Source organism: Alloyangia pacifica (assembly GCF_020524285.1).
Lineage (GTDB): Bacteria > Pseudomonadota > Alphaproteobacteria > Rhodobacterales > Rhodobacteraceae > Salipiger > Salipiger pacificus_B.
Map to the genome: position 1 here is coordinate 36452 of NZ_JAIVKX010000025.1, position 26117 is coordinate 62568.

Sequence of the window (26117 nt, forward strand, 5' to 3'; positions counted from 1 at the left end):
GGCAGGTGCCCCCGCGCGCCTGTCTCAGCTGCCCTGGCCGACCTGCGCGAACCACAGGCGCGGCTTGTTGTCGGGGAAGAGCGGCATCTCGCTGACTTCGTCGGTCACCGCCCAGGCCATGGGCTGCTGGTGCAGCGGGATCATGATCATCTCGTCCTTAACGAACTGCAGGGCCTCGGTCTCGAGCGACAGGCGGGTGTCGGTGTCGAGCTCGCTGCCGGCCGCGTCGATCAGCGCGTCCAGCTCGGGATAGGACCAGCCTCCCCAGTTGAAGACGCCCGAATTGCCCTCTTTGCTGTGGAAGATCTGCAGTAGCGGCGAGTAGGCATCGAGCATCGGCAGTGTTGCCCAGCCGAGCGTGTAGATGTCGGTCTGGCCGTTGGTCCGCTTCGGCGTCTGCACCGCGCGCGGCGCCACGTCGAGCTTGGGCGCAAGCCCGATGCGCGACCACATGGAGGCGATGGCCTGACAGAACTGCTCCTCGTTCACCAGCCCATCGGCGAGGCAGTTGAACTCGAACTGCAGACCCTCGGGCACGCCAGCCTCGGCCAGGAGCGCCTTGGCTGCATCGGGATCGTATCCAGGAAGTGTATCCAGTTCCTCCGAATATCCAGGGATCGGCGGTGCCACGGTCGCACCGGCGGTGCGGGATTTCCCGCGCATCACCCGGCTCTGGATCAGGTCGAGATCGATCGCCTTGTAGAGCGCCTCGCGCACGGATTTTTCCTTGAAGGGGTTGGGCTCGCCCGACACCAACGTGTCGCGGAAGGGAAAGCCGATCATCACGGTGCGCAGGTCCACGCCCTCGAGTACGTCGACGTCGGGCGCGGCGGCGAGGCGAGGAAGATCCTGCACCGGCGCGTCATTGGTGAAGTTGATCTCGCCGGAGAGCAGCGCCGCGACGCGGGTCGCCGCCGAGGTCACCGGGGTCAGCTCGATGCGGTCGAGATTGTGTTGCGGCTCATCCCACCAGTCGGCGTTCGCGACGAAGACGGTCTTGGCGTCGGGCTGACGGCTTTCGACCTTGAACGGGCCGGTGCCGTTGGCGTTGTAGGTGGCATAGCCCTCGGTGCCCGATCCAATGTCGGTGGGCAGCAGGGAATCGTGCTCGACCATCCATTCCTTGTCGAAAATATGAATATTTGTCAGGTCGTTGAGCAGAAGCGGATAGGTGCCGTTGAGCGTGATGTCGACCGTAAGATCATCGACCACCTTCGACGAGACATAGGCCGGGAGGTTGCCCTTCAGCGGCGAGGTCTCATGGCTGACGCGCTGCAGCGAGGCAACCACGTCCTCGGCGGTGAAAGGGTTTCCGTTGTGGAAGGTGACCCCCTCGCGCAGCTTGAAGCGCCAGGTGACCTTGTCGTCGAGAATTTCCCAACTGGTGGCCAGCGCCGGTTCGATCTTGAGGTCGGCATTGTAGCGCACCAGCCCCTCGTACACGTGGTTCAGCACGTTGATGGTGAAGCTGTCACCGTAGGAATAGGGGTCGAGCGAGCCGATGTCCCGGTTGGCGCCCCACTTGAGCACGTTCTCGGCCTGCGCCGCTCCTGCGAGGGTGGCGAGCGCCGCCGAGGCAAGCAGAATCTGTCTGAAAGTCATGGTCCCGTCCCTGTTGGTGATTGTATTTGGGAATCGATGAAATTGGATACGATACGGGATTGATGCGGCATCGTATCGCGCTTTGCAAGAAAATTGTATCCAATTGACGAGATCACTTGGATACGCTAGGTGAGTGCAAAGGAATGCGACAAGGCTCCGGGCCATGACCGAAAAAACGACACTCACCGACGCCGTGCACACGCTGCTCAAGCGCGCCATCATCGAGCAGGCCCTGAAGCCGGGTATGCGGCTGCCCGAGGACACGGTGGGCGAGCAGTTCGGCGTGAGCCGGACCATCGTGCGCCATGCGCTGGTGCGGCTCGAGAACGAGGGTCTGGTGGTCACCCGGCGCAACCGCGGCGCCTTCGTCGCGGAGCCCTCGCTGGAAGAGGCCAAACAGATCTTCGAGGTCCGCCGCGCGCTCGAGGCCGAGGTCATCCGCATCCTCGTCGAGCGCATTCCCTCCAGCGGTTTCGACCAGCTCGAGGCGCATGTGCGCAGCGAGGAGAGCGTGCGCGGAAAGGACGGACCGGTCTCGATCCGGCTTGCGGGCGAGTTCCACACGCTGCTCGCCGAACTGACCGGCAACGCCGTGCTGTCGCGCTACGTCGGCGAAGTGGTGCTGCGTTGCTCGCTGATCATGGCGATGTACGCCAAGTCGCACTCATCAGACTGCGCCGTGGATGAACATTCGCAGATCATCCAGGCGATCCGCGCCGGCGATGCCGCCCGTGCGACGCAGATCATGGACCATCACCTGGGTGCCGTTGCCGGGCGGGCCGAACTTGAGCAGAAACCGGACAGCGTCTCATCGATCCTGTCCCGCTACGGAAAGGAGCTTGCAACGTGACGCACCACGCGCTCAACTTCGCGGAGCTGACACCCCGCGAGGCCTACAAGGTTATGATCGGCACGATCGTGCCGCGCCCGATTGCCTGGGTCACGACGGTTTCACCCGAAGGCGTGGTCAACGCCGCGCCTTATTCCTTCTTCAACTGCCTGTCCGCCGATCCGCCCATCCTTGCACTTGGTGTCGAGAACAAGCCCGACCGCAGCTTCAAGGACACGGCCTACAACATCCGGATGACGGAGTGCTTCACCGTGAACATCGTCGATCGCGCCAACGTTGGGACGATGTCGGTGACGGCGGCCGCTTTCGGCCCCGAGGTGGACGAACTCGAGATGGCGGGGCTCACCGCAGTTGCCGGCGAGAAGGTTGTCTGCCCGCGGATCGCCGAGGCGCCGGTCGCTTTTGAATGCCGCCGCTACCTCGGGATCGAGGTCAGCTCGGCCCGAGAGATCATCCTCGGGCAGATCGTCATGGCACACGTGCGCGAGGACGTGATTGACCTTGGGACATACTATTCGGACCATGAAAAGCTCGACGCGATCGGGCGCATGGGCGGAAATGGATACGCTGGCACGCTGGACTACTTCGACCTGGCGACGCCGTCGGCTGAAGAGGTGCTTTCTACGCACAAGGCGCGGGCCTGACGGCTGTAAGCGTGCGTGATCGCGGCCAAAGGAGGAGACCTCGGGTCAGATTCGAGGTTTGATATGGCTACATAATTTGGCCTTATCCGCCTCTTCTATCGTCAGAGCGATCGGTTTCATGGGGAAGACAAGGTCTGTTTCTGGAAATTCTCTTCAGCCGCAGCGCCTGCAGTCTGGATCCACCCGAGGAACACCTGCGCGCTCTGCGACAGCGGCGTGGCGGCGGTGACAAAATAGGACGTGCCGAGATCCACCTCGGCGCCCGGCCACATCCGCAGCGCGCCCTCGCGCACCGCGCCGCTGGCGATCGAGCGCCAGCCCAGCATCACGCCGCGCCCGTCGAGCACCGCCTGCGCTGCCTGCACGTAGTTGTTGAAGGTCTGCCCCGAGAGTCGCCCGCGCGCGATGCCGCGGGCGCGCAGGTAGTCCTCCCAGCCTGCCCAATGTTGGTTGTGCGGGCTGCGCACATGGATCAGCGGCGCGTTGTCGAGCTCTCGGCCCTCGGCTTCGAGCCGCTCGAGCAGCGCTGGGGCCGCAACCGGGCAGACCCGCTCGTCGAAGAGTTTCAGCGTCCGACCCTCGCGCCAGCTACCGGTGCCATAGCGCACCGCGATGTCGATCCCCGGCGCGAGATGCGGCAGGTCCGTCGCCGGGGCCTGCACATTCACCGTTATCTCGGGATGTTGGGCGTAGAACTCCGGCAGGCGCGGCATCAGCCAGTATGTCGCCATGCCGAGCGTGCAGGAGACGGTGACCTGGTTTCCCTCCTGCCCGCTCAGCGCGCGGATATCCTCGAGCGCCGCGGCGATCTGCCCGAGCCCGTCGCGCACCGCCCGCGCCAGCAGCTCGCCGGCCTCGGTCAGCTGCGCCGGACGCGTGGCCCGGTCGACCAGCGGCGCGCCCACGTGCTCCTCCAGCGCCTTCAGCGCCTGGCTGACCGCGGGTTGCGTCACGTTGAGCCGCGCCGCGGCAAGTTGCATCGAGCCATGGCGCGAGACGGCCTCGAAGGTGGTCAGCAGGCGGAGCGGCGGAAGGCGGTCCATTTCATAACTCCTGGCTTAACTTATCTTCACGCTAATCCGGCTGTCGCGGAAAGAAAAGCCGTGGGAAGCTTGTCTCGGAAACTCCCGAAATACACGCCCAAAGCACTGGAAAATATAATGAACGTGATGACCTCCCCAATCGCGGCTCCGGTCCTGATGGACAAGGGCCTCGAGATTGCCCTCTCGGACGGCGCCAGCCACTACTTCAATTACTTCTGGCTCCGCGACAATTGCCCGAGCTCGTTCGACGCGGACACGCGCGAGCGCAGCTTCGACATCTTCCATCTCGAGACCGCGCCGCGTGCGCAGACCGCCGAGATTGTCGGCGACGCGCTGGAGATCACTTGGGCGGGCGAGGATCACGTCACCCGCTTCCCGCTGGACTGGCTCGAGGCCTACAAGACCCCGCAGCGCCGCCCCGATCCGGCAGACCTGCCGCGCAAGGCATGGTACGGCGATCACTACCCCGACGTGCCCCGCTTCAGCCAGCCCGAGCTGCTGGCCGACCCCGCGCTGCGGGCGAAATGGATCGAGGCACTGCTGGTCGAAGGCTTCGTGATCCTCACCGACATGCCAAACAGCGACGCGGGCATCACCGAGACCGCAGAGATGATCGGTCAGGTCCGCCCGACCTTCTTCGGCGACTACTTCGACGTGAAGACCCACATCAACCCGACCAACACCGCCTACACCGCCTCGGCGCTGGAGCTGCATACCGACACCCCCGCCGAAGAGCACGCGCCGGGCGTCCAATTCCTGCATTGCCGGGCCAACACCGTCGAGGGGGGCTACAGCCTCTACGCCGATGGCGTGGCCGTGGCCAACGATTTCCGGCTCCGCGATCCCGAGGGGTTCAAGGTGCTCTCGGAGGTGCCCGTGCCGTTCTTCTGCGAGCATGACACCTACGACATGCGCTCGCGCCAGACGATCATCGAGTTGGACCAGCATGGCGAGGTGTCCGGCCTGACCATCAGCCAGCACATGCTGGATATCTCCGATCTGGACCAAGAGCTGCTGGACAGCTGGTACCCGGCCTTCTGCCGCTTCGGGAAGATGCTGCAGGAAGAGAAATACATGATGACCTTCCTGATGACGGCCGGCGAATGCATGGTCTTCGACAACCATCGCATCGTGCATGGCCGCGCCGCCTATACCGCGGAAAGCGGGGATCGCTACCTGCGCGGCTGCTATACCGACCGCGCCGAGATGCGCTCGACCTACCGCGCGCTGGTCAGCGAGGGGCGGTTCAAGAAATGAGCACCGCATCCCTGCACAGCCTGCCGGAAACCGCGACCGATCCTGCCGCCCTGCGGCGGGATCTCGCGGCGGCTTTCCGCATCTGCCACCAGATGGGCTGGAGCGAGTCGGTCGGCAACCACTTCAGCGCCGCCGTTTCCGAGGATGGCGTCCGCTTCCTGCTCAACCCGCGCTGGCAACACTTCGCGACGATCCGGTCAGAGGATCTGCTGCTGCTCGACAGCGGCGACGAGACGGTGCTGGACGGTCCCGATGCGCCCGACGCGTCGGCTTGGTGCGTGCATGGCACGCTACACCGCAAGAAGCCGGAGGCGAAGGTGATTCTGCATTGCCATTCGCCCTATGCCACGGCGCTGTCCTGCCTTGCCGATCCAACCGTCGTGCCGATCGACAACAACACCGCGCGCTTCTACGGGCGCACCGCCTATGACCTCGATTTCGGCGGTATCGCCGACGCCGAGGAAGAGGGCGAGCGGCTGGCGGACTCGCTGGGCGACAAGTCGGTGCTGGTGATGGGCAACCACGGGGTCACCGTGGTCGGCGAGACCGTGGCCGATGCCTACGAAGACCTCTACTTCTTCGAGAAGGCCGCACAGACGCTGATCCTCGCGCGCTCAAGCGGCGAAAAGCTCTCGGTGCTGTCGGACGCCGTGGCGCAGAACACCGCCGACGGCTGGCGCGCCTATCGTGGCATGGCGGCGCGGCACTTCGACTTCCTGAAGTCGCAACTGCCCAAGCTCTGATCCGCACGCGCGCGGGGCCGCCTTGGGTGGCCCCGTGCGGCGCAGGTCTCGCCCGCCGGCGCGCGCTGCGCTATGCAGCGGCAGCCATTCCAGCAGACGAGGTCGGCCATCAAACGCTTCCCTTCCATTCAGGCGCTGCGCGCCATCGAAAGCGTCGAACGCAACGGCGCGCTCTGGCGGGCCGCAGCCGAACTGAACGTCACTCGCAGTGCGGTGAGCCACCAGCTGCGGCTGCTGGAGGCGGATCTCGGATTCAAGATCCTCGAGCGCCACGGGAACCGCACCGAAATCACCCCGCGGGCCCGCGCCTATGCCGAAGACGTCCGCCGTGCGCTGAGCATGATCGCCACTTCGACCGCGCGCGTTTCGCAGAACGGGCTGAGCGGGCGCTTGACGGTCAGCGCGCCGCCGGGCTTCGCCTCGGCCTGGCTGTGCCTGCATATCGGGGACTTCCTTGCAGAGAACCCTGAGGTGGTGCTCAACGTGATCAGCACCCACAACCTTGCGGACACCAACAACCCCGAAGTCGACACCTTCATCACTTTCGGGCAGGAGCCGCGCACGCACCTGCTGATCGAGCCACTGATGTCGGTCGATTTCACGCCCCTCTGCAGCCCTGCCTACCTGAGCCAGTTCAAGAACTTCAACGATCTCGGGATCCTCAAGGCCGCGACCTTGCTGCACATGAACGACTTCAGCGACTGGGAAAACTGGATGCAGCTGTCCGGCCTGCCGCCGGAGAATGCCCATCGCGGCATCTGCTACTCGGATATGAACATCGTGCACACGGCGGTCTTGGCCGGCCAGGGGATCGCGATCGGCGACACGGTCCTGTGGCGTGATGAGCTGCGGGAAGGCAAACTGATGCGTCCTTTTTCGCCGTCCCTCCACGCAGAGACGGGTTATTTTCTCTGTACCCCGGAGGAAAACCTCGAAAATGAGATCGTGGCGGAGTTTCGTAACTGGCTGAAAAGACGACTTGAATTGAGCAGGTTTCGCCGAGATCGCGACCCATGACAAATTTCATTTGTCGAGTGCCTCAACAAGTTTCATTTGCGGTCCACGCTCGCGCTTCCCTAGGTTTGTCGCATAACGGACAGGAATGAAGAGCGAGGCGATTGTGGTGAACACAACGCAGATCGAAGCACGTTCGGTCGGAAAAAAATACGGAAAATTCCACGCGTTACGGGATATTTCCTTGGAGATCGCCGAGGGCGAATTCCTCTCACTGCTTGGGCCGTCGGGCTCGGGGAAAACCACCTTCCTGACGCTGCTGGGAGGGTATGAGGACGCCACTTCGGGCAAGCTGTTCCTCGAAGGGCACGATATGACCGGCTGGACCGCGAACCAGCGCGGCTTCGGCATGGTTTTTCAGGGATACGCGCTGTTTCCGCACCTGACGGTGGCCGAGAACATCGCCTTCCCGCTGAAGGTTCAGAAACGCTCCAAGGCGCAGATCGCCGACCGTGTCGCGCAGATGGTCGAGATGGTCGGGCTTGCCGGCCACGAGAACAAGAAGCCCAAGGCGCTCTCGGGCGGCCAGCAGCAGCGTGTCGCCTTGGCTCGGGCGCTGGCCTACGAGCCGAAGGTGCTGCTGCTCGACGAGCCCTTCTCGGCGCTCGACAAGAACCTGCGCGGGCAGATGCAGGAGGAGCTGCGGCGCCTCCACCGAGAGCTTGGCACCACCTTCGTCTTCGTCACCCACGACCAGGAAGAGGCGCTAGCGCTCTCGTCGCGCATCGCCATCTTCAACCACGGCGAGCTGCAGCAGGTCGGTACCCCGGACGAGGTTTACGAGCGTCCTGCCAACCGCTTTACCGCCGAATTCCTCGGCGACATCAATATCCTGACGCTCGACGGCCCGGCCGGCATCGCTGGCACCGCGATCCACCTGCCCGGCAATGCCGCAGGCCTCGGCCATCTCGCGGTGCGCCCCGAGCACATGCGCCTCGCCTCCGAAGGCGATGCCAACCAGCTGCCCGTGCGACTGCGGGACAAGGTTTACCTCGGCTCCAAGTCCCGCCTGCTGCTGGAAACTCAGGGCGGCGAGGAGCTGATGCTCTACCTCGACAATGGCACCGGCCTCGCGGCGCCGCAGACCGGAGCGGAACTCCGCGTCGCCTGGGACGTCCAAGACAGCTTCGCCGTCTGACGCCTTCCCGTCCTGCCCCGCCTTGCGATCCGGAGCGCCGCGCGCGCCGGGCCGGGGCAGCTGTGTCTCCGACACCCTCCTCCCATCAAGAAACGAAACGACAGGTGAGTACATGAACAGCCACTTCCAGAACGATTGCGTCGAAATTCTCAAGGAACGTGAGGCCAAGGGCCAGATCTCCCGCCGCCAGATGCTGCAGGGTCTCGGAGCGCTGATGGGCACCACCGCCATCGGCCTCGGTGCACGCGGCGCGCAGGCCGCAGAGGGAAAGCTGGTTTTCGTCAACTGGGGCGGTGATGCGCTCGACGCCATGGACGAGGCCTTCGGAAAGCCCTTCTCCGCCGAGACCGGCATCAAGGTGCTCTACGATGGCTCCGGCCCGACCGAGGGTGCGATCATCGCGCAGGCCAAGGGCGGCAACCCGACTTGGGACCTCGTCGATGCCGAGCCCTTCTCGGCGCAGGCGCTCGGCCGCCAGGGGATGATCGAGCCCATCGACTACGACATCGTCGATCCGGCCAAGCAGCGTGAGGGCTTCGGCTGGGAATACTCTTCGTCCTGCTACTTCTACTCCTATGTCATCGCCTATGACGCCACGCAGTTCGACACCCCGCCGACCTCGCTGGCCGATTTCTTCGACGCCGAGAAGTTCCCCGGCAAGCGCGCCATGTACAAATGGGGCGCGGGCATGTGGGAGGCCGCACTGCTGGCCGACGGCGTGGCGCCCGAGGACCTCTATCCGCTGGATCTGGACCGCGCGCACAAGAAGATCGAGGGCTTCAAGGAGCACATCGGTGCCTTCTGGGGCGGCGGCGCGGAGAGCCAGTCGCTGCTGCTCAACGGCGACGTGTCGATGGCGCTGATCTGGAACACCCGGGCGAGCCTGCTGCACAAGGACACCGAGGGCGAGATCACCTTCACCTGGGACGATGGCATCATCGGGCCGGGCGGCATCGCCGTCGTCAAGGGCAACCCCGGCGGCACCGAGGCGGCCATGCGGTACATCGCGGCCACGCAGGAGCCCGAGCGCCAGGTGGTGCTGTTCCAGATGCTCGGCAACGGCCCGAGCAACCCGGCGGCAGACGCGCTGATCCCCGAGGAAGACCGCATGTTCAATCCGATGGATCCCGAGAACCTGCCCAAGCAAACCGCGCTCGACATGGACTGGTACGAGAAGAACTACAGCGCGGCGCTCGACGCCTACCTGCAGATCATCTCCGCCTGATCCCGTCATCCCCGCCGCCCCGCGACCCGTCGCGGGGCGGCACCAAGGAGCCTCCATGCGCGCCTATCTCTTCCTGATATGCCCCGTGCTGCTGTTCCTCGGAGGCAGCTACCTGCTGCCCTTCCTCGGGATCATGCAGCTCAGTTTCACCGACCCCGAGCCGGGGCTCGGACAATACAGCCACGTGCTGTCCGATCCGCTGACCCTCAGCGCAATCTGGCGCACCCTGCGGATCTGCGTGATCGTCACCGCCGTCTCGGTCGCCGCCGCCTATATCATCACCCTTCTTTGGGTCCGCGGCCGCCCGCTGGTGCGCAGCCTTACCGAGCTGTGCATCATGATCCCCTTCTGGATCTCCGTCCTCAGCCGCGCCTTCGGCTGGATATCGATGCTGTCAAACCGTGGCCTGCTGAACACCTGGCTCAAGGACCTCGGGCTGATCGAGACCTCGCTGCAGATGACCCGCAACGAGTTCGCCGTGATCATCGGCATGTCGCACTACCTCATTCCCTTCGCGGTCTTCCCGCTGGCCACCGCCATGCGCAACGTCGACGAGCGCGTGCTGACCGCCGCCGACGGCATGGGCGCCTCTCGCCTGCGCATCTTCTGGCAGGTGTTCCTGCCGATGACCGCCAGCGGCATCATGGGCGCGACCCTTCTGGTATTCGTCTTCTCGGTCGGCTTCTTTGTCACCCCCGCGCTGCTGGGCGGCGGGCAGTCGGTGCTGATCGCCGAGCTGATCTACCTCTGGATCTTCCAGATCCCGCAATGGGGCATGGCCGCCGCGATGAGCGTGATCCTGATGCTCGCGGTGGGCGGCATCCTCGTGCTGCTGATGCGCCGCTACGGGGAGATGGCGAAATGACAAAGCTGCACCCCGGCCGCCTCGCCACACTGCTGACCGCGCTGGTCGCGCTCTTCCTGCTGATGCCGCTTATCGCGGTGGTGCCGGTGAGCTTCACCTCGCGCCGCTATCTCAGCCTGCCCGACGGGAAGTACTCGCTGCGCCACTATCAGGCGCTCTGGGAAGACCCCGAGTGGCTCAGCAGCTTCCTCACCTCGGTGCAGGTCGGCGTGAGCGCCAGCCTGCTGGCCGTGGCGCTGGCCACTGCCTTCTGCATCGGCATCTGGATGCTGCGGCCGCGCTTCTCCGGGCTGATGACCGGCTTCGTGCTGCTGCCCATGGTGGCACCGCCCGTGGTCTCGTCGCTGACGCTCTACTTCTTCCTCAAGAAGCTCTCGGAGTGGAACAGCCTGATCGCCTACGACAGCCTCGGCGGCGTGATCCTCGCCCATATGGTGATGATCGTGCCCTACGCCGTGGTCGTCGTCATGGTCTCGCTGAGCCAGATCGACCGGCGCATGGACCTGGCCGCGCAATCCATGGGCGCCAGTGTGCCCACCCGCATCTTCGGGGTGATCCTGCCCAACATCCGCTTCGGCCTCTTGGGCGCGTTCTTCCTGTGCTTCCTGCTCAGTTGGGATGAGATCGGCGTCACGCTCTTCGTCACCTCGGTCGAGACCATCACCCTGCCGCGCCGCATGTGGATGGGCCTGCGCGACAACGTCGATCCCTCGATCGCCGCGCTTTCGGTGCTGCTGATCCTCGTGGTGAGCCTGTTGGTGATCGCCCGTGCCCTGCTCCTGATGCGCAAGGAACGCGCCGCCCGCTGATCCTGCCTCCCGCGCCCCGGCGGTGCGGGAGGCCCCGCAAAACCCCAGACCAACCCAACGACAGAACAAGAGGGTCCGACATGCATTTTGGACTGACCGAAGAACAGGAGATGATCGTCTCCACCGTCCGGAGCTTCGTCGAGAACGAGATCTACCCGCATGAGGCCGAGGTCGAGCGCAGCGGCGAGGTACCCGCCGAGGTGGCGCAAGAGATCAAGCAGAAATGCCTCGATCTCGGCTTCTACGCCTCCAACTTCCCCGAGAGCGTCGGCGGACCGGGCCTGTCGCACCTCGAGTTCGCCCTCGTCGAGCGCGAGCTGGGCCGCGGCTCGATGGCGCTGACCCACTTCTTCGGCCGCCCGCAGAACATCCTGATGGCCTGCGAGGGCGAGCAGGTCGACCGCTACCTGATGCCCGCCGTGCGCGGCGAGCGCATGGACGCGCTGGCGATGACCGAGCCCGACGCAGGCTCGGACGTGCGCGGCATGAAATGCACCGCCACCCGTGACGGCGGCGACTGGGTGATCAACGGCTCCAAGCACTTCATCTCCGGCGCCGATCACGCGGACTTCTTCATCGTCTTCGTCGCCACCGGCGTCGACGAGACCCCGCGCGGCCCCAAGAAGCGCATCACCTGCTTCCTCGTCGACCGCGACACCCCCGGCTTCGAGGTGGCGAACGGCTACAACTCGGTCTCGCACCGCGGCTACAAGAACTGCATCCTCTACTTCGACAACTGCCGCCTGCCCGACGCGCAGGTGCTGGGTGAGGTCGACGGCGGCTTCGAGGTGATGAACGAATGGCTCTACGCAACGCGCATCACCGTGGCGACCATGTCGGTGGGCCGCGCCCGGCGGGTGTTCGACCACGCCGTGCAATACGCCGCCGAGCGCAAGCAGTTCGGCCAGCCGATCGGCAAGTTCCAGGGCGTCAGCTTCCAGATCGCCGACATGATCACCGAGATCGACGCCGCGGACATGCTGACGCTCTCCTCCGCATGGCGCCTCGACCAGGGCCTGCCCGCCAACCGCGAGATCGCCTCGGCCAAGGTCTATGCCTCGGAAATGCTGGCCCGCGTCACCGACGCCGCGCTGCAGATCCACGGCGGCATGGGGCTGATGGACGAGCTGCCGATCGAACGCTTCTGGCGGGATGCCCGCGTCGAACGGATTTGGGACGGCACCTCCGAGATCCAGCGTCACATCATCAGCCGGGAAATCTTCCGGCCGCTGGGAGCCTGATCCATGGAGCCGCTCAGCCGCTTCTTCTCGCCTGGGGCCATCGCCGTCATCGGCGGCGGCACCTGGTGCGAGAGCGTGGTGCGCCAGTGCCGCGAGACCGGCTTCGCCGGGCCGATCTGGCCGGTGCACCCGAAGAAATCGGAGGTCGGCGGCCTACCTGCCTACCCGGACCTCGCGTCTCTGCCGGGCGTTCCCGATGCCGCCTTCATCGGCGTCAACCGCGAGCTCTCGGTGCAGATCGCCGGTGAGCTTTCGGCCATAGGCTGCGGCGGCGCGGTCTGCTTTGCCGCCGGCTTCAGCGAAGCAGTGTCCGAGCTGGCCGACGGCGACGCGCTGCAGGCGCAGCTGGTCGCCGCCGCGGGGCAGATGCGCATCCTTGGGCCGAACTGCTACGGCATCGTCAACGCACTCGACGGCGTGGCGCTCTGGCCCGACCGGCACGGCATGTCCCCAGTGGATAGCGGCGTCGCCGTCATTGGCCAGTCGTCCAACGTGCTGATCAACCTCACCATGCAGCGCCGCGGCCTGCCGCTGGCGGCCGTCGTGGCGGCGGGCAATCAGGCGCAGACCTCCATGGCCGATCTCGGCATCGCGCTGCTGGAAGACCCGCGCATCACCGCGCTCGGACTGCACATCGAGGGCATCAGCGACCTGCCCGCCTTCGAGGGGCTGGCCCGCCGCGCGCAGGAATTGGGCAAGCCCATCGTCGCGATGAAGGTCGGCGCGTCGCAGCAGGCGCAGGAGGCGGCGGTCTCGCACACCGCCTCGCTCACCGGCAGCGACGCCGGGGCACGGGCCCTGCTGCGCCGGCTCGGCATGGCGCAGGTGGACACGCCCTCGGAGCTGGTCGAGACGCTGAAGTTGCTGCATGTCACCGGCGGGCTTGCCTCGGCCCGCATCGTCTCGGCCTCGTGCTCGGGCGGCGAAGCCTCGCTGATGGCCGACATGGGCGAGGTCGTGGGCGTGGAATTCCCCACGCTGAACGACACGCAGAAGACCGCTCTGCGCGCCGCACTCGGCCCCAAGGTCGCGCTGGCCAACCCCCTGGATTACAATACCTATATCTGGGGCGACGAGGCGGCGCTGGAAGCGACCTTCACCGGCCTCTGCAACGCCGATCTGGGGCTCGGCTGCGTGGTGATCGACTACCCGCGCGACGACCGCTTCACCGCACCGGACTACGATCAGGTGCTGCGCGCGGTGGCCAGGACGCGTGAGGCCACCGGCACTCCGATGGCCCTGGTCTCGCTGCTCGCCGAGGGGCTGCCCGAGGCGGTTGCGTCCCGCGCGCTGGAGCTAGGCATCACTCCGCTCTGCGGCATGGGCGAGGCGCTGCGCGCGATCCGCGCCGCGGCGCAGGTCGGCGCGCGGGCAACGGGTGACAACCGACCGCCCGCGCCGGTGCTGATGCCGCTCAACGGCCAGGGCGCCACCCGCATCTACCCCGAGGCGGAGGCGAAGGCGCTGCTCTCGGCGGCAGGCATCCGCGTGCCTAAGTCCGACCGCGCCGACTGCGCCGAGACAGCTGGAACCTGCGCCTCCGCCATCGGCTTTCCGGTGGTGCTGAAGGGCGAGGGCATCGCCCACAAGACCGAAGCCGGGGCGGTGGTGCTGAACCTCGGCTGCCGCGAGGCGGTGATGGAGGCGGCGACGGGCATGCCTGCCGAAAGCTTCCTCGTCGAGGAGATGATCATCGGCACCGTCGCCGAGCTGCTGATCGGGGTGACCCGCGACCCGGCGCATGGCTTTGTGCTGACGCTGGGGCTGGGCGGCATCCTCACCGAGCTGATCCGCGACACCGCCTCGCTGCTGATCCCCGCCAGCCGCGAGGAGGTGCGCGGCGCGCTTACCGGGCTGCGCACCGGCGCGCTGCTCACCGGCTACCGGGGCCGCCCGGCGGCGGACATGGAGGCCGTGCTCGACACGATCATGGCGCTGCAGGAGCTGGTCCGCCGTCACGCGGACAACCTCCACGAAATCGAAATCAACCCGCTCATCTGCCGCACCTCGGGCGCGGTGGCGGCGGATGCACTCATCAGGATGGGAGAGAGCCAATGACCTCTTCGAACGTGCTCACCGAGCGCCGCGGCGCGGTGCTCGAGGTGACGCTGAACCGGCCCAAGGCCAATGCCATCGACATGGCCACCAGCCGCGAGCTGGGCGAGATCTTCACCGAGTTCCGGGACGATCCCGAGCTGCGCGTGGCGATCCTCACCGGCGCGGGTGAGAAATTCTTCTGCCCGGGCTGGGACCTCAAGGCCGCCGCCGGCGGCGAAGACGCCGACGGCGACTACGGCAAGGGCGGCTTCGGCGGCCTGCAGGAGCTGCGCGGCCTCAACAAGCCGGTGATCGCCGCGGTCAACGGCATCGCCTGCGGCGGCGGGCTGGAGCTGGCGATCAGCGCCGACATTATCCTTGCCGCGGATCACGCCTCTTTTGCCCTGCCGGAGATCAAGTCCGGCACCGTGGCCGATGCCGCGACGCTCAAGCTTCCCAAGCGCATCCCCTATCACATCGCCATGGAGCTGCTCTACACCGGCCGCTGGTTCGACGTGGAGGAGGCGCATCGCTGGGGGCTGGTCAACCGCATCATACCTGCCGCCGAGCTGATGGCCGAGGCGCGCAAGATGGCGGACGAGCTTGCCGCCGGTCCGCCGCTGGTCTTCGCAGCGATCAAGGAGATCGCCCGCGAGGCCGAGGACATGAAGTTCCAGGACGCGCTGAACCGGATCAACGGCAGCCAGTTCGAGACGGTCGAGCGACTCTACCGATCCGAGGACCAGAAGGAAGGCGCCCGCGCCTTCGCCGAGAAACGCGACCCGGTCTGGAAGGGCCGGTAACGAGACGACAGGAGACACCATGCCTCTTCAGATGAACCGCAAACCCTTCATCACCGCTGCGATCACAGGCGCGGGCGCAACGCAGGACAAGAGCCGCCTCGTGCCGCGCTCGCCGAAGGAAATCGCCGACGCCGCAATCGACGCCGCGAAGGCCGGGGCCGCCATCGTCCACTGCCACGTACGCGACCCCGAGACCGGTGCGCCCTGCCGCGATCTGGACTACTACCGAGAAGTGACCGACCGCATCCGCGCGTCCGAGGTGGACGTGGTGCTGAACCTCACTGCGGGTATTGGCGGCGACCTGACCTTCGGCGACCCGGAAACGCCGATGGAACTGGACGCGCCGAACACCGACATGGCGGGGGCCACTGAGCGCATGGCCCATGTCCGCGCCTGCATGCCGGAGATCTGCACGCTCGATTGCGGGTCGATGAACTTCGGCGACGGCGATTACGTCATGACCAACACCACGAACATGCTCCGCGCCATGGGCACCCAGATGACCGAGCACGGCGTGAAGCCCGAGATCGAGGCTTTCGACACCGGCCACCTGTGGTTCGCCAAGCAACTGGTGAAGGAAGGCGTGCTGGAAGACCCGGCGCTGGTGCAGCTCTGCATGGGCGTCCCGTGGGGTGCGCCGAACGACCTCAACACCTTCATGGCGATGGTCAACAACGTGCCCGAGAGCTGGAATTGGTCGGCCTTCAGCCTCGGCCGCGACCAGATGCCCTATGTGTCGGCAGCGGCGCTGGCGGGCGGCAACGTCCGGGTCGGACTGGAGGACAACATCTACCTCGAGCGCGGCGTGCTGGCGACCAACGCGCAGCTGGTCGAGAAGGCAGCGAGCCTGCTGACCAACATGGGTGCCTCGCTGATCGGCCCGGAAGAGGTGCGCGCGCAGCTCGGCCTCGTGAAGCGCGCCGCCCCATCGGTTCCGGCATGAGCCGCGCCGCGATCATCGGCGGCGGCGTCATCGGCGGCGGCTGGGCCGCCCGCTTCCTGCTCAACGGGCGGGACGTCGCCGTCTTTGACCCGGACCCGGAGGCGGCACGCAAGATCGGTGAGGTGCTGGACAATGCCCGCGCCTCGCTGCCCGCCCTCTACGACCGCCCGCTGCCGCGCGAAGGCACGCTGACCTTTGCCGACTCCGTCGCCGAGGCGGTGACGGGCGCCGACTGGGTGCAGGAAAGCGTATCCGAACGGCTCGAGCTGAAGCACAGAGTCTACGCGGAGATCACCGACGCGTTGCCTGGGGATCGCTTCATCGCCTCCTCGACCTCGGGTTTCAAGGCGAGCGATCTTGCCTCCGGCGGCGCGCCGGTGGTGGTGGTGCACCCGTTCAACCCGGTCTACCTGCTGCCGCTGGCCGAGATCTCGGGCGATGCTGCGCTCTGCGACAGGGCCGCCGAGGTGGTCATCTCCATCGGCATGCACCCGCTGGTGCTGCGCAAGGAGATCGACGCCTTCATCGGCAACCGCTTCCAGGAAGCGGTCTGGCGCGAGGCGCTGTGGATGCTCAAGGACGGCATCGCCACCACCACTGAGATCGACGACGCGATCCGCATGAGCTTCGGCCTCCGCTGGGCGCAGATGGGGCTCTTCGAGACCTACCGCATCGCCGGCGGCGAGGCGGGGATGCAGAGCTACATCGAGCAATTCGGCCCGACCCTCAGCTGGCCCTGGACCAAGCTGACCGATGTGCCCGAACTGGATGCCGCCCTAATCGAAACCATCAGCAGCCAGTCCGACGCCCAAGCGGGCCACCGGACCATCCGCGAGCTGGAGCGGCTGCGCGACGACAACCTTGTCGCCATCCTGCGCGGGCTGCGCCGCACCGGCAGCGGCGCGGGCGGCGTGCTGCTGGGCCACGAGAAGACCCTGGCCGAAGGGGGCGAACTGGACGGGCTGCCGATCACCCTGCGCCAGGCGGTGCCGGTGACATGGACCGACTACAACGGCCACATGAACGAGGCCGCCTACCTCGAGCTGGGCACCTGGGCGACCGACGGGATGATGAAGCTCGTGGGCGCGGACGCGGCCTATGTCGCGGCGGGCAAGAGCTTCTTCACCGTCGACACCCGCATCCGCTACCGCGACGAGGTGCACCGCGGCACCGTCCTGACGGTGACCACGCAGGTGCTGGAGGGCGCCGGCAAGAAGATGAAACTCTTCCACCGCGTGAGCAAGCCCGATGGCACCCTTGCGGCCACGCTCGAAACCCTGCTTCTTCACACCGACCTCACCACCCGCCGTGCCTGCGCGCCCGAGCCGCAGGTGGCGCAGGCCCTCGAAGCCCTCGCCGCGGCCCACGCCAGGCGCCCCGCAGAGGGAGCCGGCGGCGCCGTCGGCCAACGCAACTGAAAGACCGGAGACACCGATGACCATGTCCCCCGAAGAGAAACAGACCCGCGAAGAGCTGGCCGCCTGCTACCGGCTCGCCGCGCTGCATAAATTCACCGACCTCATCTACACCCACATCACCGCACGGGTGCCGGGCGAGGACGGGCATTTCCTGATCAACCCCTACGGCTGGCGCTGGGAAGAGATCACCGCCTCGTCGCTGGTCAAGATCGACGTCGATGGCAACAAGGTGGACGGCAGCCCGCAGCGGGTGAACCCGGCAGGTTTCACCATCCACTCGGCGGTGCACATGAACCGCCACGATGCGGCCTGGATCATGCACACCCACACGCGCGCGGGCGTGGCGGTCTCCTGCATGGAGGAGGGGCTTCTGCCGCTCAACCAGATCTCGCTGCAGTTCGCGGGTCGCATCGGCTACCACGATTTCGAGGGCATCGCGCTGGACCTCGAGGAGCGGGAGCGTATCGTCGAGGATCTGGGCGATCACCCGGTGCTGATGCTGCGCAACCACGGGCTCATCGCCACCGGCCGCAGCGCCGCCGAGATGTTCAACAACATGTTCTACCTCGAGCGCGCCTGCGAGATTCAGATCGCCGCCACCTCCAGCGGCCAACCGCTGCGCCTGGTGAGCGAGGAGATCGCCGCCCGCGTGCAAAAACAATACGTGCAGATGAACGAGGAAGACGGCGACCTCGAGCTGGAATGGCAGGCGCACCTGCGCTCGATCGAGGGTGTCGGCGCGGATTTCCGGGCCTGAGCCTGCGGCGGGCCCAGCCGGGCCTGCAAGAACGCCCACCCGGGAATACATTCCCGGGCGGGCGCACTAGATCCGCCGGTAAGGCGGGCGTCGGCCCGTCCGAGGGCCAAGACAGAAGGAAGGCAATCTCTTGAAACAGGTGACGATCAAAGCGCCGGGCGGTCTCGACAATCTCGTTGTCAGCGATGTCGCGGAGCCCGCGGCTCCCGGCGCGGGCGAGATCACCGTGCGCCTGCACGCGAGCTCGCTCAACTACCACGACTACCGGGTCTGCGCCATCGAGGGCGCGCTGCCGGACGGGCGGATCCCGATGGCCGACGGGGCGGGCGTGGTCGAGGCGGTCGGCGCAGGTGTCGAGGAGTTCGCGGCCGGCGATGCCGTGGTCTCGGGCTTCTTCCCCGACTGGCTGGATGGCGATGACCGGCCCAGCGATTTTTCGACCACGCCGGGCGACGGGCGCGACGGCTATGCGCGCGAGCGGGTGACGCTGCCCGCCACCTGGGTCACCCATGCGCCCGAGGGCTGGAGCCACGAGGAAGCGTCGACCATCACCACCGCCGGGCTGACCGCCTGGCGCGCGCTGGTGGTCGACGCCGGGATCAAGGCGGGCGACACCGTCGCGGTTCTGGGCACCGGCGGCGTGTCGATCTACGCGCTGCAGCTCGCCAAGGCGATGGGTGCCACGGTGATCGCGACCTCGTCCTCGGACGCGAAGCTCGAGCGCCTGCGCGACCTCGGGGCGGATCATGTCATCAACTACCGCAGCACGCCCGAGTGGGGCGAGGAGATGCGCCGCCTCACCGATGGGCGCGGCGTCGACATCGTGGTCGAGGTCGGCGGTCCGGCCACGCTGGCGCAATCCATCGTCGCGGGGCGCCCCGGCGCGCATATCGCGCTGATCGGCGTGCTCACCGGCCGCTCCGGCGAAATCCCCACGGCGCTGCTGATGGCGCGCCAGCAGCGCCTGCAGGGGCTGATCGTCGGCTCGCGCCGGCAACAGATGGACTTCGTCCGGGCGCTCGAGACGCTGAAGCTGCGCCCGGTGATCGACCGCAGCTTCGCGCTGGCCGATCTCGCCGAGGCCTTCCGCTACCAGGAAAGCGGCGCGCATTTCGGCAAGATCTGCGTGACCATGTGAGCCTGCGGTGGTCCTCTGCCCGGGGGGCCACCACGCGGTGGAGCTCCGGAAAGTTTTCACTGCGCCTCCCGTCGGTCACTGCGGCGTGGCACCTGTTATACATACGTGCAATAAGCCCGATGTCGTATGAAAGGGAGAAAAGCCCATGTCCGCGCAACCACCCATCCTTGGCGTCTATCTCAGCGCAACGGCGGATCTCGATGCCCTCTACGGAGAGGCCCTGCGCGCCTGCGCAACGGATGTCGTCCTGCGCCACCCTGCCGAAATCGACCGTCCCGAGGACGTTCGCTTCGCGATCTGCTGGGAGCCGGGGGAGCGGGCCTTTGAGCCCTATCCGGACCTCGGGCTGGCCATGTCGGTCGCCGCGGGCGTCGACGCCTTGCTGGCGCATCCCGGCTTGCCCGGAGATGCCGCCATCGCGCGGGTGCGCGATCCGCATCAGGCCGAGTTGATGGCCGGTTACGCAGTGCATGAGGTGCTGCATTGCGAACGCGGCTTTCCAGAAATGGCGGCTAATGCCGCGCAGGCGCGGTGGGCGCCGCTTCGGATGCGGGCACCGGCTTCGGTCCAAATCGCGGTACTGGGGTACGGGACTATGGGACGGGCCGTCGTGACGGGGCTGCGTGCGGTGGGTTTCTCGGTTCGGGTGGCCTGCCGCAGCGAACCGGCGGAGCAGCTTCCGGGCGTCACCTATATCTCCGGCCCGGATGCCGTGGCGCGTGCGGCCGAAGGCGCGCAGTACCTCGTCAACGTGCTGCCGCTAACCACCGAGACCGAGAACGTGCTGGACGCGGAGCTTTTCGCGCGGCTCGCACCGGGGGCATCCTTGGTGCAGATCGGTCGTGGAGAGCATCTGGTCGAGGCGGATATGCTGGCGGCGCTGGACAGCGGGCAGCTCAAGGCGGCGACGCTCGATGTCTTCCGGGAGGAGCCGCTGCCGGACACGCACCGCTTATGGCGCGACGCCCGGCTGCGTCTGACCCCGCATGTGGCCAGCGACTCGCTGCCCGAGGTGGTGGCTGAGCAGGTGGTGGAGACTGCGCGGGCGCTGCGCGACGGTCAGCCCATGACCTATGCCGTTGACCGGGCGCGCGGCTACTGACCGGGCCGGACGGGGTCGAGGCGGAGCGGGCTCAGCGTCCGCTCGGCACCCGCCCTTCGAGCCAGCGCAGCGCCAGCGTAAGGGTGCCGCTCAGGCACAGGTAGATGGCGATTAGCAGCAGCAGAGGCTCGTAGGTCAGATAGGTGGCCTGCCGCACGCGTGTGATTACCGCGTAGAGGTCGGTGACAGTGATCGTCGCCACCAGCGGCGTCGCCTTCAACTGCAAGATGATCTCGCCGGCCAGCGTCGGCAGCGCGCGGTGCACGGCCCGCGGAAACCAGACCCGACGGAACACCATCAGCCGCGGCATGCCAAAGGCGCGGGCCGCCTCCAACTCGCCACGCGGCACCCCGGCAAAGGCTCCGCGTATCACCTCGCCCTGATAGGCGGCGAAGGAGAGGGTCAGCGTCAGGAAGCCGTAGGGCCAGGCCTGCCGCAGATAGGGCCAGAGCCAGGAGCCGCGGATTTCCGGGAATTGCGCAAAGAGCGCGCCCAGCCCGTAGTAGATCAGCCAGAGCTGCAGCAGCAACGGCGTGCCGCGGATCACCGTGCAGAAGCCGTTGGCCAACCAGCGCAGCGGCGCCGGGCCGGTGACCTGCACCGCGCCGAGCGGCAGCGCCAGCGCAAAGCCCGCGGCGACGCTGGAGGCGAGCAGCGCCAGCGTCACCAGCAGCCCGTGGCCGATCTTCGGCAGGTAGCCGGGCAGCCAGCTCCAGTCCATCTTGGTGATGATCGCAGCCAGCGCGGCGAGCGCGAGCCCGGCCATGACCAGGCGGTGCGGCATCAGCAGCGGTGCGAGGCGTGAGCGCAGGGGCAGGGCGGGGGTAGGGCGGATCGGGGTGACGATGTCGATATCGGGCATGTCGCGCACCTCAGGCGGCGGCCGGCAGGCCGCGGCGCGCGCGCCGCTCGAGCCAACGCAGGCCGAGGTTCGAAATGAGGGTGAGCGCGAGGTAGAGCAGCCCGGCGGCGATGAAGAACAGGAAGTATTCGCGGGTCGCGGCAGCCGCCTGCTTGGTCACCAGCGTCAGCTCGGAAAAGCCGATGACGGCGAGCAGCGCGGTGTCCTTGGTGGCGATCATCCAAAGGTTGGCCATGCCGGGCAGAGCGTGCGGGGTCATTGCCGGGAGGGTCACCCGGCGCAGCACCTTGAGCGGCGACATGCCGAAAGCCTGCGCCGCCTCGATCTGTCCGGGCGGCACGGCGCGGATCGCGCCGCGGATCACCTCGGTCGCGTAGCCGCCCTGCACCAGTCCGATGACGAGGATGCCGGCGCTGAGACCGTCGATGTCGATGCCCTCGCGTCCCATGGCGCCCATCAGCTTGTTCAGCAGGTCGGTGCCCACGTAGTAGAACAGCAGCATCAGCACGAGCTCGGGCACGGCGCGGATGAGCAGCGTGTAGATCTCGGCGAAGTCGCGCAGCACGCGCCCGCCGTAGAGCTTGGCGCTGGCGCCGAGCAGGCCGATGACGAGTCCGAGCAGATAGCCGCCTGCCGCCAGTTCGACCGAGCGCAGGAACCCGGCGAGAAGCGCGCCGCCCCATCCCGGTGAGGAAAGCGCGAGCAGGCTGAAATCTATTGCGTCGAACATCGTGCGGCCGTGTCCCGTGTCGTTGAAGTGTGCCGGGCCGCGACGCTGGTGTCGCGGCCCGGGAAGTCGGCTCAGCTGCCGTAAATGTCGAGACCCTCGAAGTAGGGCTCGGACAGCGCGTCATAGGTGCCGTTCTCGCGGATCGCCGCGATGCCGGAGTTCACCCGATCAAGCAGCTCGGTGTCTTCCTTGCGCAGGCCCACGCCGACGCCGTGGCCGAGGATCGATGGGTCGCTCTCGACCGCCCCACGGTACTCGCAGCAGGCGGCGCCGGCGGCGCTCTCGAGGAAGGGCATCAGCGCCAGCATGTCACCGACAACCGCGTCGATGCGGCCCGCCGCGAGGTCCTGCAGTTCCTCGTCCACCGTCGGGTAGCTGCGGATATCCGCGGCGCTCTCGGCGAAATGCGCGCGGGCATAGGTCTCGTGGATGGTGCCCACCGAGACGCCGAGATAGGCGCCATCGACGCCCTCAGGGGTGGGCTGGACCTTGCTGTCCTTCAGGGCGATCACGCCGGTCGGCGTGTCGTAGTACTTGTCGGAGAAGGCGATCTGCTTGGCGCGCTCCTCGGTGATGCTCATCGAGGCGACGATCATGTCGATCTTGCCGGTGTTGAGCGCGGGGATGATGCCGTCCCAGGCCACCGGGGTGATCACGCAGTCGGCTTCGATCTCGGCGCAGAGCGCATCGGCGAAGTCGATCTCCCAGCCGCTCCAGTTGCCGCTCGAGTCGGGGCTGTAGAAGGGCGGATAGGGCTCGGCGGCGATGCCGACCTTGTAGGGCTCCGCGAGGGCCGGGGCGGCGAGCGCGGCTGTGGCTGTCGCGGCGAGCGCGAGTGTCTTGAACATGGTGTCTCCTCTGTTGGTTTTCATGGGGCGGGGCGGTCAGGCGATCGAGCGGATGAACTGCTGCAGGTGCGGCGAATGCGGATCGCCGAAGAGCTGCTCGGGCGGACCCTGTTCCTCGATGCGGCCGTCCTTCAGGTAGACGACGTGGCTTGCGACATCGCGGGCGAAGCCCATCTCGTGCGTGACGAGGATCATCGTGCGCTTCTCGGCAGCGAGGTCCCGGATCACGTTGAGCACTTCGCCGACCAGCTCGGGATCGAGCGCCGAGGTCGGCTCGTCGAAGAGCATCGCCAGCGGCTCGACCGCCAGCACCCGTGCGATGGCGCAGCGCTGCTGCTGACCGCCGGACATATGGGCGGGGTAGGCGTCTTCCTTCTCTGCGAGGCCGACGCGGTCGAGCACCTGCCGGGCGCGGGCCACCGCCTCGTCGCGGGGCATGCCCAGCACCTGCACCGGCACCTCGATCACGTTGCCGAGCACGGTGCGGTGCGGCCACAGGTTGAAGTTCTGGAACACCATGCCGAGCTGCGCCCGGATGCGCTGCAGCTGCTTGCGGTCCGCCGGCTCCAACCCGCCACGGGTGCGACGCATGGCATAGGCCTCTCCGTGGATCGCGATTTCGCCGGCGCTTGGGGTCTCGAGCATGTTGATACAGCGCAGCATGGTGGACTTGCCCGATCCGGAGCCACCGATCACCGCCACCACGTCGCCGGGGCGGGCGGTAAGCGAGATGCCCTTGAGCACCTCGAGGCGTCCGAAGTGCTTGTGCAGGTCGCGGATCTCTACCGCCGGCGTGGCGTCGTTCATGCTTGTCCCTCTGCCGAATCCGGGCGCTCCCGGACGGCTGCATCCCTTGCAATTTCTTCGCTGTTGTACGAATGTAAAACAAATCTCGACGAGGAAGTCAAAGTGACCATACGGAACGCGCGCGACATGATGCTTTCGACGGCGGGAGGCCGGGCATGACCCGGCGTGCCTACAGCCGCCTGTCGCAGGACCGTCGCCGCACCGACCTGCTGGAGGCGACGCTCGCTTGTGTCGCCGATCTCGGCCTCGACCGGGCCGGGGCGCGGCAGATCGCCGAGCGGGCCGGGGTTTCGGCGGGTCTTATCCGGCACTACTTCCCTTCAAAGGACGAGATGGTGCGCGCCGCCTACGCCTATCTGATGGGCCAGATGACCGCGGCGGCCGAGGATTCTGTGGCAGGAGGCGAGCTGTCGCCCGAGGCGGCGCTGGCAGAAGTCATCGCGGCCAACTTCGCGGCGCCGAGCCTGTCGGGGGTGAAAGTGTCGCTCTGGGCCACTTTCGTGGGGCGCGTGCGCGTCGATCCGGCCTATGCCGACATCCACCGCGAGGGCTACCGCGAGTTCCTCGACCTGCTCGAGGCGCGCATCCACCCGGTGTTGGTGGCGCAGGGCTGCCCGGCGGACCCGGCCCGTTGCAAGCATCTTGCCATCGCGCTCAACGGGCTGATCGACGGCCTGTGGATCGAGGGCTCCCTCGACCACGGGCTCTACGACGAGCGGCGGCTCCCGGGCATCGCGCTCGCCGCCGCCGAGGGCATCCTGCGCCTGCCCGACACAACGCTGACGCGCCACCTGGCGCGCGAAGACGAAAGGAGCTGACATGCGGTATGCCGCGATCACCGAACGCCTGCGCACCCTCGGCGGAGACAAGTGGGCCGTGCACAACGCCGCGCGCGCGCGGCGCGATGCGGGCGAGGACATCCTCGAGCTGACCATCGGCGAGCCGGACATCGCACCGGACCCCGCATTGATCGAGCACTGCGTGACGTCGTTGCGCGCGGGGCGCACGCAATACTCCAACGGGCGCGGCGAGCCCGGGCTGGTCGAGGCGCTGGTAGAGGCCTACCGTCCGCGCCATCCGAAGGTCGGGCCCGAGAACGTGTTGTGCTTTCCCGGCACTCAGACCGCGCTCTTCGCGGTCATGCTGGGGCTGGTGGGGCCGGGCGAGGGGGTGCTGATCGGCGATCCCTATTATGCCACCTACGAGGGTGTGGTGTCCGCCGCCGGAGGCCATGTGCAGCCGGTGCCGCTGCGTATGGACCGGGATTTCGTGTTGCAGCCCGCCGACCTGCGCGCCGCCATCACGCCCGAAAGCAGGGTGCTGCTCCTCAACACGCCGCACAATCCGACCGGCGCTGTGATCGACCGCGCGACGCTCGAAGAGCTGGGAGCGATCTGCGCCGAGCACGATCTCTGGATCGTCTGCGACGAGGTCTACGCCGAGTTGATCTTCGAGGGCAGCTTCATCTCGCCGCTGGAGATCGCCGCGCTGCGCGAGCGCGTCGTGGTGGTTTCGTCGATCTCCAAGAGCCACGCCGCCACCGGCTTCCGCAGCGGCTGGGCCATCGGCCCGGCGGAATTCTGCGCCGCACTGCTGCCGGTCTCCGAGACGATGCTCTTCGGCAACCAGCCGTTCATCGCCGACATGACGGAGGCGGCGCTGCGCGGCACCTTCGACACCTCGGCGCGGATGCGCGAGGCCTTCGGGCGGCGCGCGCGGATGCTCTGCGAGCGGCTGAACGCGGTGCCAGGTCTTTCGGCTCAGACGCCGCGCGGCGGCATGTTCCTGATGCTCGACGTCTCGGGCACCGGGCTCGACGGCGAAGCCTTCGCCTGGCGGCTGCTCGAGGCGCGGGGCGTGGCGGTGATGCCTGGCAGCGCCTTTGGTGGCAACGGCGACGGCCTGGTGCGGGTCGCGCTGACGGTCCCTGATGCCAAGCTAGAAGAGGCCGCGCGGCGCATTCAGACGCTCTGTGCTGCGCTGTCTGGGCGCGACGTCGCCGGAGCAGCGGTGGCGGGATAGGAACCCCGCCATCTTTCTATAACTGCACATTGGTGAGATTGGGCAAAATTAGAGCGAATAAGATTACATAATTATCCTTACACGCGCATTTTGGCTATAGGGGGCACATTCTAAACTCCGTTGCGACAATTCCCCTATCTTGCTGGAAAGTAAGGAGAACGGATGATGGCGCATACAGAGTTAGACCTTCGTGAACGGCGCAGTATCGAAGACATGCTG

General features: G+C 66.9%; 25 protein-coding genes. 19 read left to right on the forward strand and 6 right to left on the reverse strand.

All coding sequences use genetic code 11. From position 1 onward, the window contains the following. Nucleotides 1-24 precede the first annotated feature (24 nt). Nucleotides 25-1602 (reverse strand): ABC transporter substrate-binding protein, encoded by a 1578-nt coding sequence (locus LC039_RS25550; RefSeq protein WP_226629499.1) that lies wholly within the window; start codon nt 1600-1602, stop codon nt 25-27. Nucleotides 1603-1765: 163 nt separating this feature from the next. On the opposite strand from LC039_RS25550, the gene LC039_RS25555 reads away from it, so the two are divergent. Continuing rightward, complete coding sequence (locus LC039_RS25555; RefSeq protein WP_164183822.1) at nt 1766-2452, forward strand: GntR family transcriptional regulator; 687 nt, start codon at nt 1766-1768, stop codon at nt 2450-2452. Beyond that, the gene (locus LC039_RS25560; RefSeq protein WP_226629501.1) at nt 2449-3096 is read left to right on the forward strand and encodes a flavin reductase family protein; all 648 of its coding nucleotides are present in this window, start codon (nt 2449-2451) and stop codon (nt 3094-3096) included. Before LC039_RS25555 ends, LC039_RS25560 begins: the two co-directional genes overlap by 4 nt. Nucleotides 3097-3212: 116 nt before the next feature. On the opposite strand, the gene LC039_RS25565 is transcribed toward LC039_RS25560, so the two are convergent. Continuing rightward, entirely contained in the window at nt 3213-4139 is a 927-nt protein-coding gene (locus tag LC039_RS25565; protein WP_226629502.1) for a LysR substrate-binding domain-containing protein, read from the reverse strand. Between the two features lie 117 nt (nt 4140-4256). On the opposite strand from LC039_RS25565, the gene LC039_RS25570 reads away from it, so the two are divergent. From LC039_RS25570 to LC039_RS25640, 15 genes are all read left to right on the forward strand, one after another. Further along, nucleotides 4257-5396, forward strand: coding sequence for a TauD/TfdA family dioxygenase (locus LC039_RS25570; RefSeq protein WP_226629504.1), 1140 nt, complete (start codon nt 4257-4259; stop codon nt 5394-5396). Then, nucleotides 5393-6139, forward strand: a complete 747-nt coding sequence (locus LC039_RS25575; RefSeq protein ID WP_226629506.1) for a class II aldolase/adducin family protein — start codon at nt 5393-5395, stop codon at nt 6137-6139. The genes LC039_RS25570 and LC039_RS25575 overlap by 4 nt, the downstream gene beginning before the upstream one ends. A gap of 72 nt (nt 6140-6211) precedes the next feature. Continuing rightward, entirely contained in the window at nt 6212-7156 is a 945-nt protein-coding gene (locus LC039_RS25580) for a LysR substrate-binding domain-containing protein (RefSeq protein ID WP_226629507.1), read from the forward strand. An 85-nt stretch (nt 7157-7241) separates the two neighbouring features. Beyond that, a complete protein-coding gene (locus LC039_RS25585; protein WP_226629509.1) occupies nt 7242-8291 on the forward strand; it encodes an ABC transporter ATP-binding protein in 1050 nt (349 codons plus the stop codon). 112 nt (nt 8292-8403) lie between these two features. Beyond that, nucleotides 8404-9516 carry an ABC transporter substrate-binding protein gene (locus LC039_RS25590; RefSeq protein WP_226629511.1) on the forward strand — a complete coding sequence of 371 codons (1113 nt, stop codon included), beginning with the start codon at nt 8404-8406 and terminating at the stop codon, nt 9514-9516. A 55-nt stretch (nt 9517-9571) separates the two neighbouring features. Beyond that, nucleotides 9572-10381, forward strand: a complete 810-nt coding sequence (locus tag LC039_RS25595) for an ABC transporter permease (protein WP_226629513.1) — start codon at nt 9572-9574, stop codon at nt 10379-10381. Continuing rightward, complete coding sequence (locus LC039_RS25600; RefSeq protein ID WP_226629515.1) at nt 10378-11190, forward strand: ABC transporter permease; 813 nt, start codon at nt 10378-10380, stop codon at nt 11188-11190. Before LC039_RS25595 ends, LC039_RS25600 begins: the two co-directional genes overlap by 4 nt. A gap of 80 nt (nt 11191-11270) precedes the next feature. Then, complete coding sequence (locus LC039_RS25605) at nt 11271-12431, forward strand: acyl-CoA dehydrogenase family protein (RefSeq protein ID WP_226629516.1); 1161 nt, start codon at nt 11271-11273, stop codon at nt 12429-12431. Between the two features lie 3 nt (nt 12432-12434). Then, nucleotides 12435-14489, forward strand: a complete 2055-nt coding sequence (locus LC039_RS25610) for an acetate--CoA ligase family protein (protein ID WP_226629518.1) — start codon at nt 12435-12437, stop codon at nt 14487-14489. Continuing rightward, the gene (locus LC039_RS25615) at nt 14486-15271 is read left to right on the forward strand and encodes a carnitinyl-CoA dehydratase (protein WP_226629520.1); all 786 of its coding nucleotides are present in this window, start codon (nt 14486-14488) and stop codon (nt 15269-15271) included. The genes LC039_RS25610 and LC039_RS25615 overlap by 4 nt, the downstream gene beginning before the upstream one ends. Before the next feature lie 19 nt (nt 15272-15290). Next, the gene (locus LC039_RS25620) at nt 15291-16214 is read left to right on the forward strand and encodes a 3-keto-5-aminohexanoate cleavage protein (protein WP_226629522.1); all 924 of its coding nucleotides are present in this window, start codon (nt 15291-15293) and stop codon (nt 16212-16214) included. After that, a complete protein-coding gene (locus LC039_RS25625; protein ID WP_226629527.1) occupies nt 16211-17632 on the forward strand; it encodes a carnitine 3-dehydrogenase in 1422 nt (473 codons plus the stop codon). The genes LC039_RS25620 and LC039_RS25625 overlap by 4 nt, the downstream gene beginning before the upstream one ends. Continuing rightward, nucleotides 17523-18389: a class II aldolase/adducin family protein gene (locus tag LC039_RS25630; RefSeq protein WP_319003750.1), complete on the forward strand. Its 867-nt coding sequence runs from the start codon at nt 17523-17525 to the stop codon at nt 18387-18389. Before LC039_RS25625 ends, LC039_RS25630 begins: the two co-directional genes overlap by 110 nt. A gap of 139 nt (nt 18390-18528) precedes the next feature. Beyond that, complete coding sequence (locus LC039_RS25635) at nt 18529-19527, forward strand: zinc-dependent alcohol dehydrogenase family protein (protein WP_226629530.1); 999 nt, start codon at nt 18529-18531, stop codon at nt 19525-19527. Nucleotides 19528-19672: 145 nt separating this feature from the next. After that, the gene (locus LC039_RS25640; RefSeq protein WP_226629532.1) at nt 19673-20629 is read left to right on the forward strand and encodes an NAD(P)-dependent oxidoreductase; all 957 of its coding nucleotides are present in this window, start codon (nt 19673-19675) and stop codon (nt 20627-20629) included. Between the two features lie 31 nt (nt 20630-20660). Here the strand turns inward: LC039_RS25640 and LC039_RS25645 are convergent, their stop codons facing one another. The 4 genes from LC039_RS25645 to LC039_RS25660 form a co-directional block, all read right to left on the reverse strand. Then, on the reverse strand, nt 20661-21491 hold the full coding sequence (locus LC039_RS25645) for an ABC transporter permease (protein ID WP_226629534.1): 831 nt from the start codon (nt 21489-21491) through the stop codon (nt 20661-20663). A gap of 10 nt (nt 21492-21501) precedes the next feature. Beyond that, on the reverse strand, nt 21502-22221 hold the full coding sequence (locus LC039_RS25650; RefSeq protein WP_226629536.1) for an ABC transporter permease: 720 nt from the start codon (nt 22219-22221) through the stop codon (nt 21502-21504). Between the two features lie 71 nt (nt 22222-22292). Next, a complete protein-coding gene (locus tag LC039_RS25655) occupies nt 22293-23069 on the reverse strand; it encodes a transporter substrate-binding domain-containing protein (protein ID WP_226629537.1) in 777 nt (258 codons plus the stop codon). A gap of 36 nt (nt 23070-23105) precedes the next feature. Then, a complete protein-coding gene (locus LC039_RS25660; protein ID WP_226629539.1) occupies nt 23106-23876 on the reverse strand; it encodes an ABC transporter ATP-binding protein in 771 nt (256 codons plus the stop codon). A gap of 155 nt (nt 23877-24031) precedes the next feature. On the opposite strand from LC039_RS25660, the gene LC039_RS25665 reads away from it, so the two are divergent. Together LC039_RS25665 and LC039_RS25670 are read left to right on the forward strand one after the other, a co-directional pair. Beyond that, nucleotides 24032-24694: a TetR family transcriptional regulator C-terminal domain-containing protein gene (locus LC039_RS25665; protein ID WP_226629541.1), complete on the forward strand. Its 663-nt coding sequence runs from the start codon at nt 24032-24034 to the stop codon at nt 24692-24694. Between the two features lies 1 nt (nt 24695). Next, nucleotides 24696-25898: a pyridoxal phosphate-dependent aminotransferase gene (locus LC039_RS25670; RefSeq protein WP_226629542.1), complete on the forward strand. Its 1203-nt coding sequence runs from the start codon at nt 24696-24698 to the stop codon at nt 25896-25898. Nucleotides 25899-26117: the final 219 nt, after the last annotated feature.

Coding starts and splice junctions, on each gene's coding strand:
- LC039_RS25625 (WP_226629527.1), top strand. CDS start 16,211: ATGAGCCGCGCCGCGATCATCGGCGGCGGCGTCATCGGCGGCGGCTGG.
- LC039_RS25595 (WP_226629513.1), top strand. CDS start 9,572: ATGCGCGCCTATCTCTTCCTGATATGCCCCGTGCTGCTGTTCCTCGGA.
- LC039_RS25550 (WP_226629499.1), bottom strand. CDS start 1,602: ATGACTTTCAGACAGATTCTGCTTGCCTCGGCGGCGCTCGCCACCCTC.
- LC039_RS25640 (WP_226629532.1), top strand. CDS start 19,673: ATGTCCGCGCAACCACCCATCCTTGGCGTCTATCTCAGCGCAACGGCG.
- LC039_RS25580 (WP_226629507.1), top strand. CDS start 6,212: ATGCAGCGGCAGCCATTCCAGCAGACGAGGTCGGCCATCAAACGCTTC.
- LC039_RS25610 (WP_226629518.1), top strand. CDS start 12,435: ATGGAGCCGCTCAGCCGCTTCTTCTCGCCTGGGGCCATCGCCGTCATC.
- LC039_RS25590 (WP_226629511.1), top strand. CDS start 8,404: ATGAACAGCCACTTCCAGAACGATTGCGTCGAAATTCTCAAGGAACGT.
- LC039_RS25565 (WP_226629502.1), bottom strand. CDS start 4,139: ATGGACCGCCTTCCGCCGCTCCGCCTGCTGACCACCTTCGAGGCCGTC.
- LC039_RS25600 (WP_226629515.1), top strand. CDS start 10,378: ATGACAAAGCTGCACCCCGGCCGCCTCGCCACACTGCTGACCGCGCTG.
- LC039_RS25575 (WP_226629506.1), top strand. CDS start 5,393: ATGAGCACCGCATCCCTGCACAGCCTGCCGGAAACCGCGACCGATCCT.
- LC039_RS25660 (WP_226629539.1), bottom strand. CDS start 23,876: ATGAACGACGCCACGCCGGCGGTAGAGATCCGCGACCTGCACAAGCAC.
- LC039_RS25655 (WP_226629537.1), bottom strand. CDS start 23,069: ATGTTCAAGACACTCGCGCTCGCCGCGACAGCCACAGCCGCGCTCGCC.
- LC039_RS25665 (WP_226629541.1), top strand. CDS start 24,032: ATGACCCGGCGTGCCTACAGCCGCCTGTCGCAGGACCGTCGCCGCACC.
- LC039_RS25555 (WP_164183822.1), top strand. CDS start 1,766: ATGACCGAAAAAACGACACTCACCGACGCCGTGCACACGCTGCTCAAG.
- LC039_RS25670 (WP_226629542.1), top strand. CDS start 24,696: ATGCGGTATGCCGCGATCACCGAACGCCTGCGCACCCTCGGCGGAGAC.
- LC039_RS25585 (WP_226629509.1), top strand. CDS start 7,242: ATGAAGAGCGAGGCGATTGTGGTGAACACAACGCAGATCGAAGCACGT.
- LC039_RS25605 (WP_226629516.1), top strand. CDS start 11,271: ATGCATTTTGGACTGACCGAAGAACAGGAGATGATCGTCTCCACCGTC.
- LC039_RS25650 (WP_226629536.1), bottom strand. CDS start 22,221: ATGTTCGACGCAATAGATTTCAGCCTGCTCGCGCTTTCCTCACCGGGA.
- LC039_RS25615 (WP_226629520.1), top strand. CDS start 14,486: ATGACCTCTTCGAACGTGCTCACCGAGCGCCGCGGCGCGGTGCTCGAG.
- LC039_RS25645 (WP_226629534.1), bottom strand. CDS start 21,491: ATGCCCGATATCGACATCGTCACCCCGATCCGCCCTACCCCCGCCCTG.
- LC039_RS25620 (WP_226629522.1), top strand. CDS start 15,291: ATGCCTCTTCAGATGAACCGCAAACCCTTCATCACCGCTGCGATCACA.
- LC039_RS25570 (WP_226629504.1), top strand. CDS start 4,257: ATGAACGTGATGACCTCCCCAATCGCGGCTCCGGTCCTGATGGACAAG.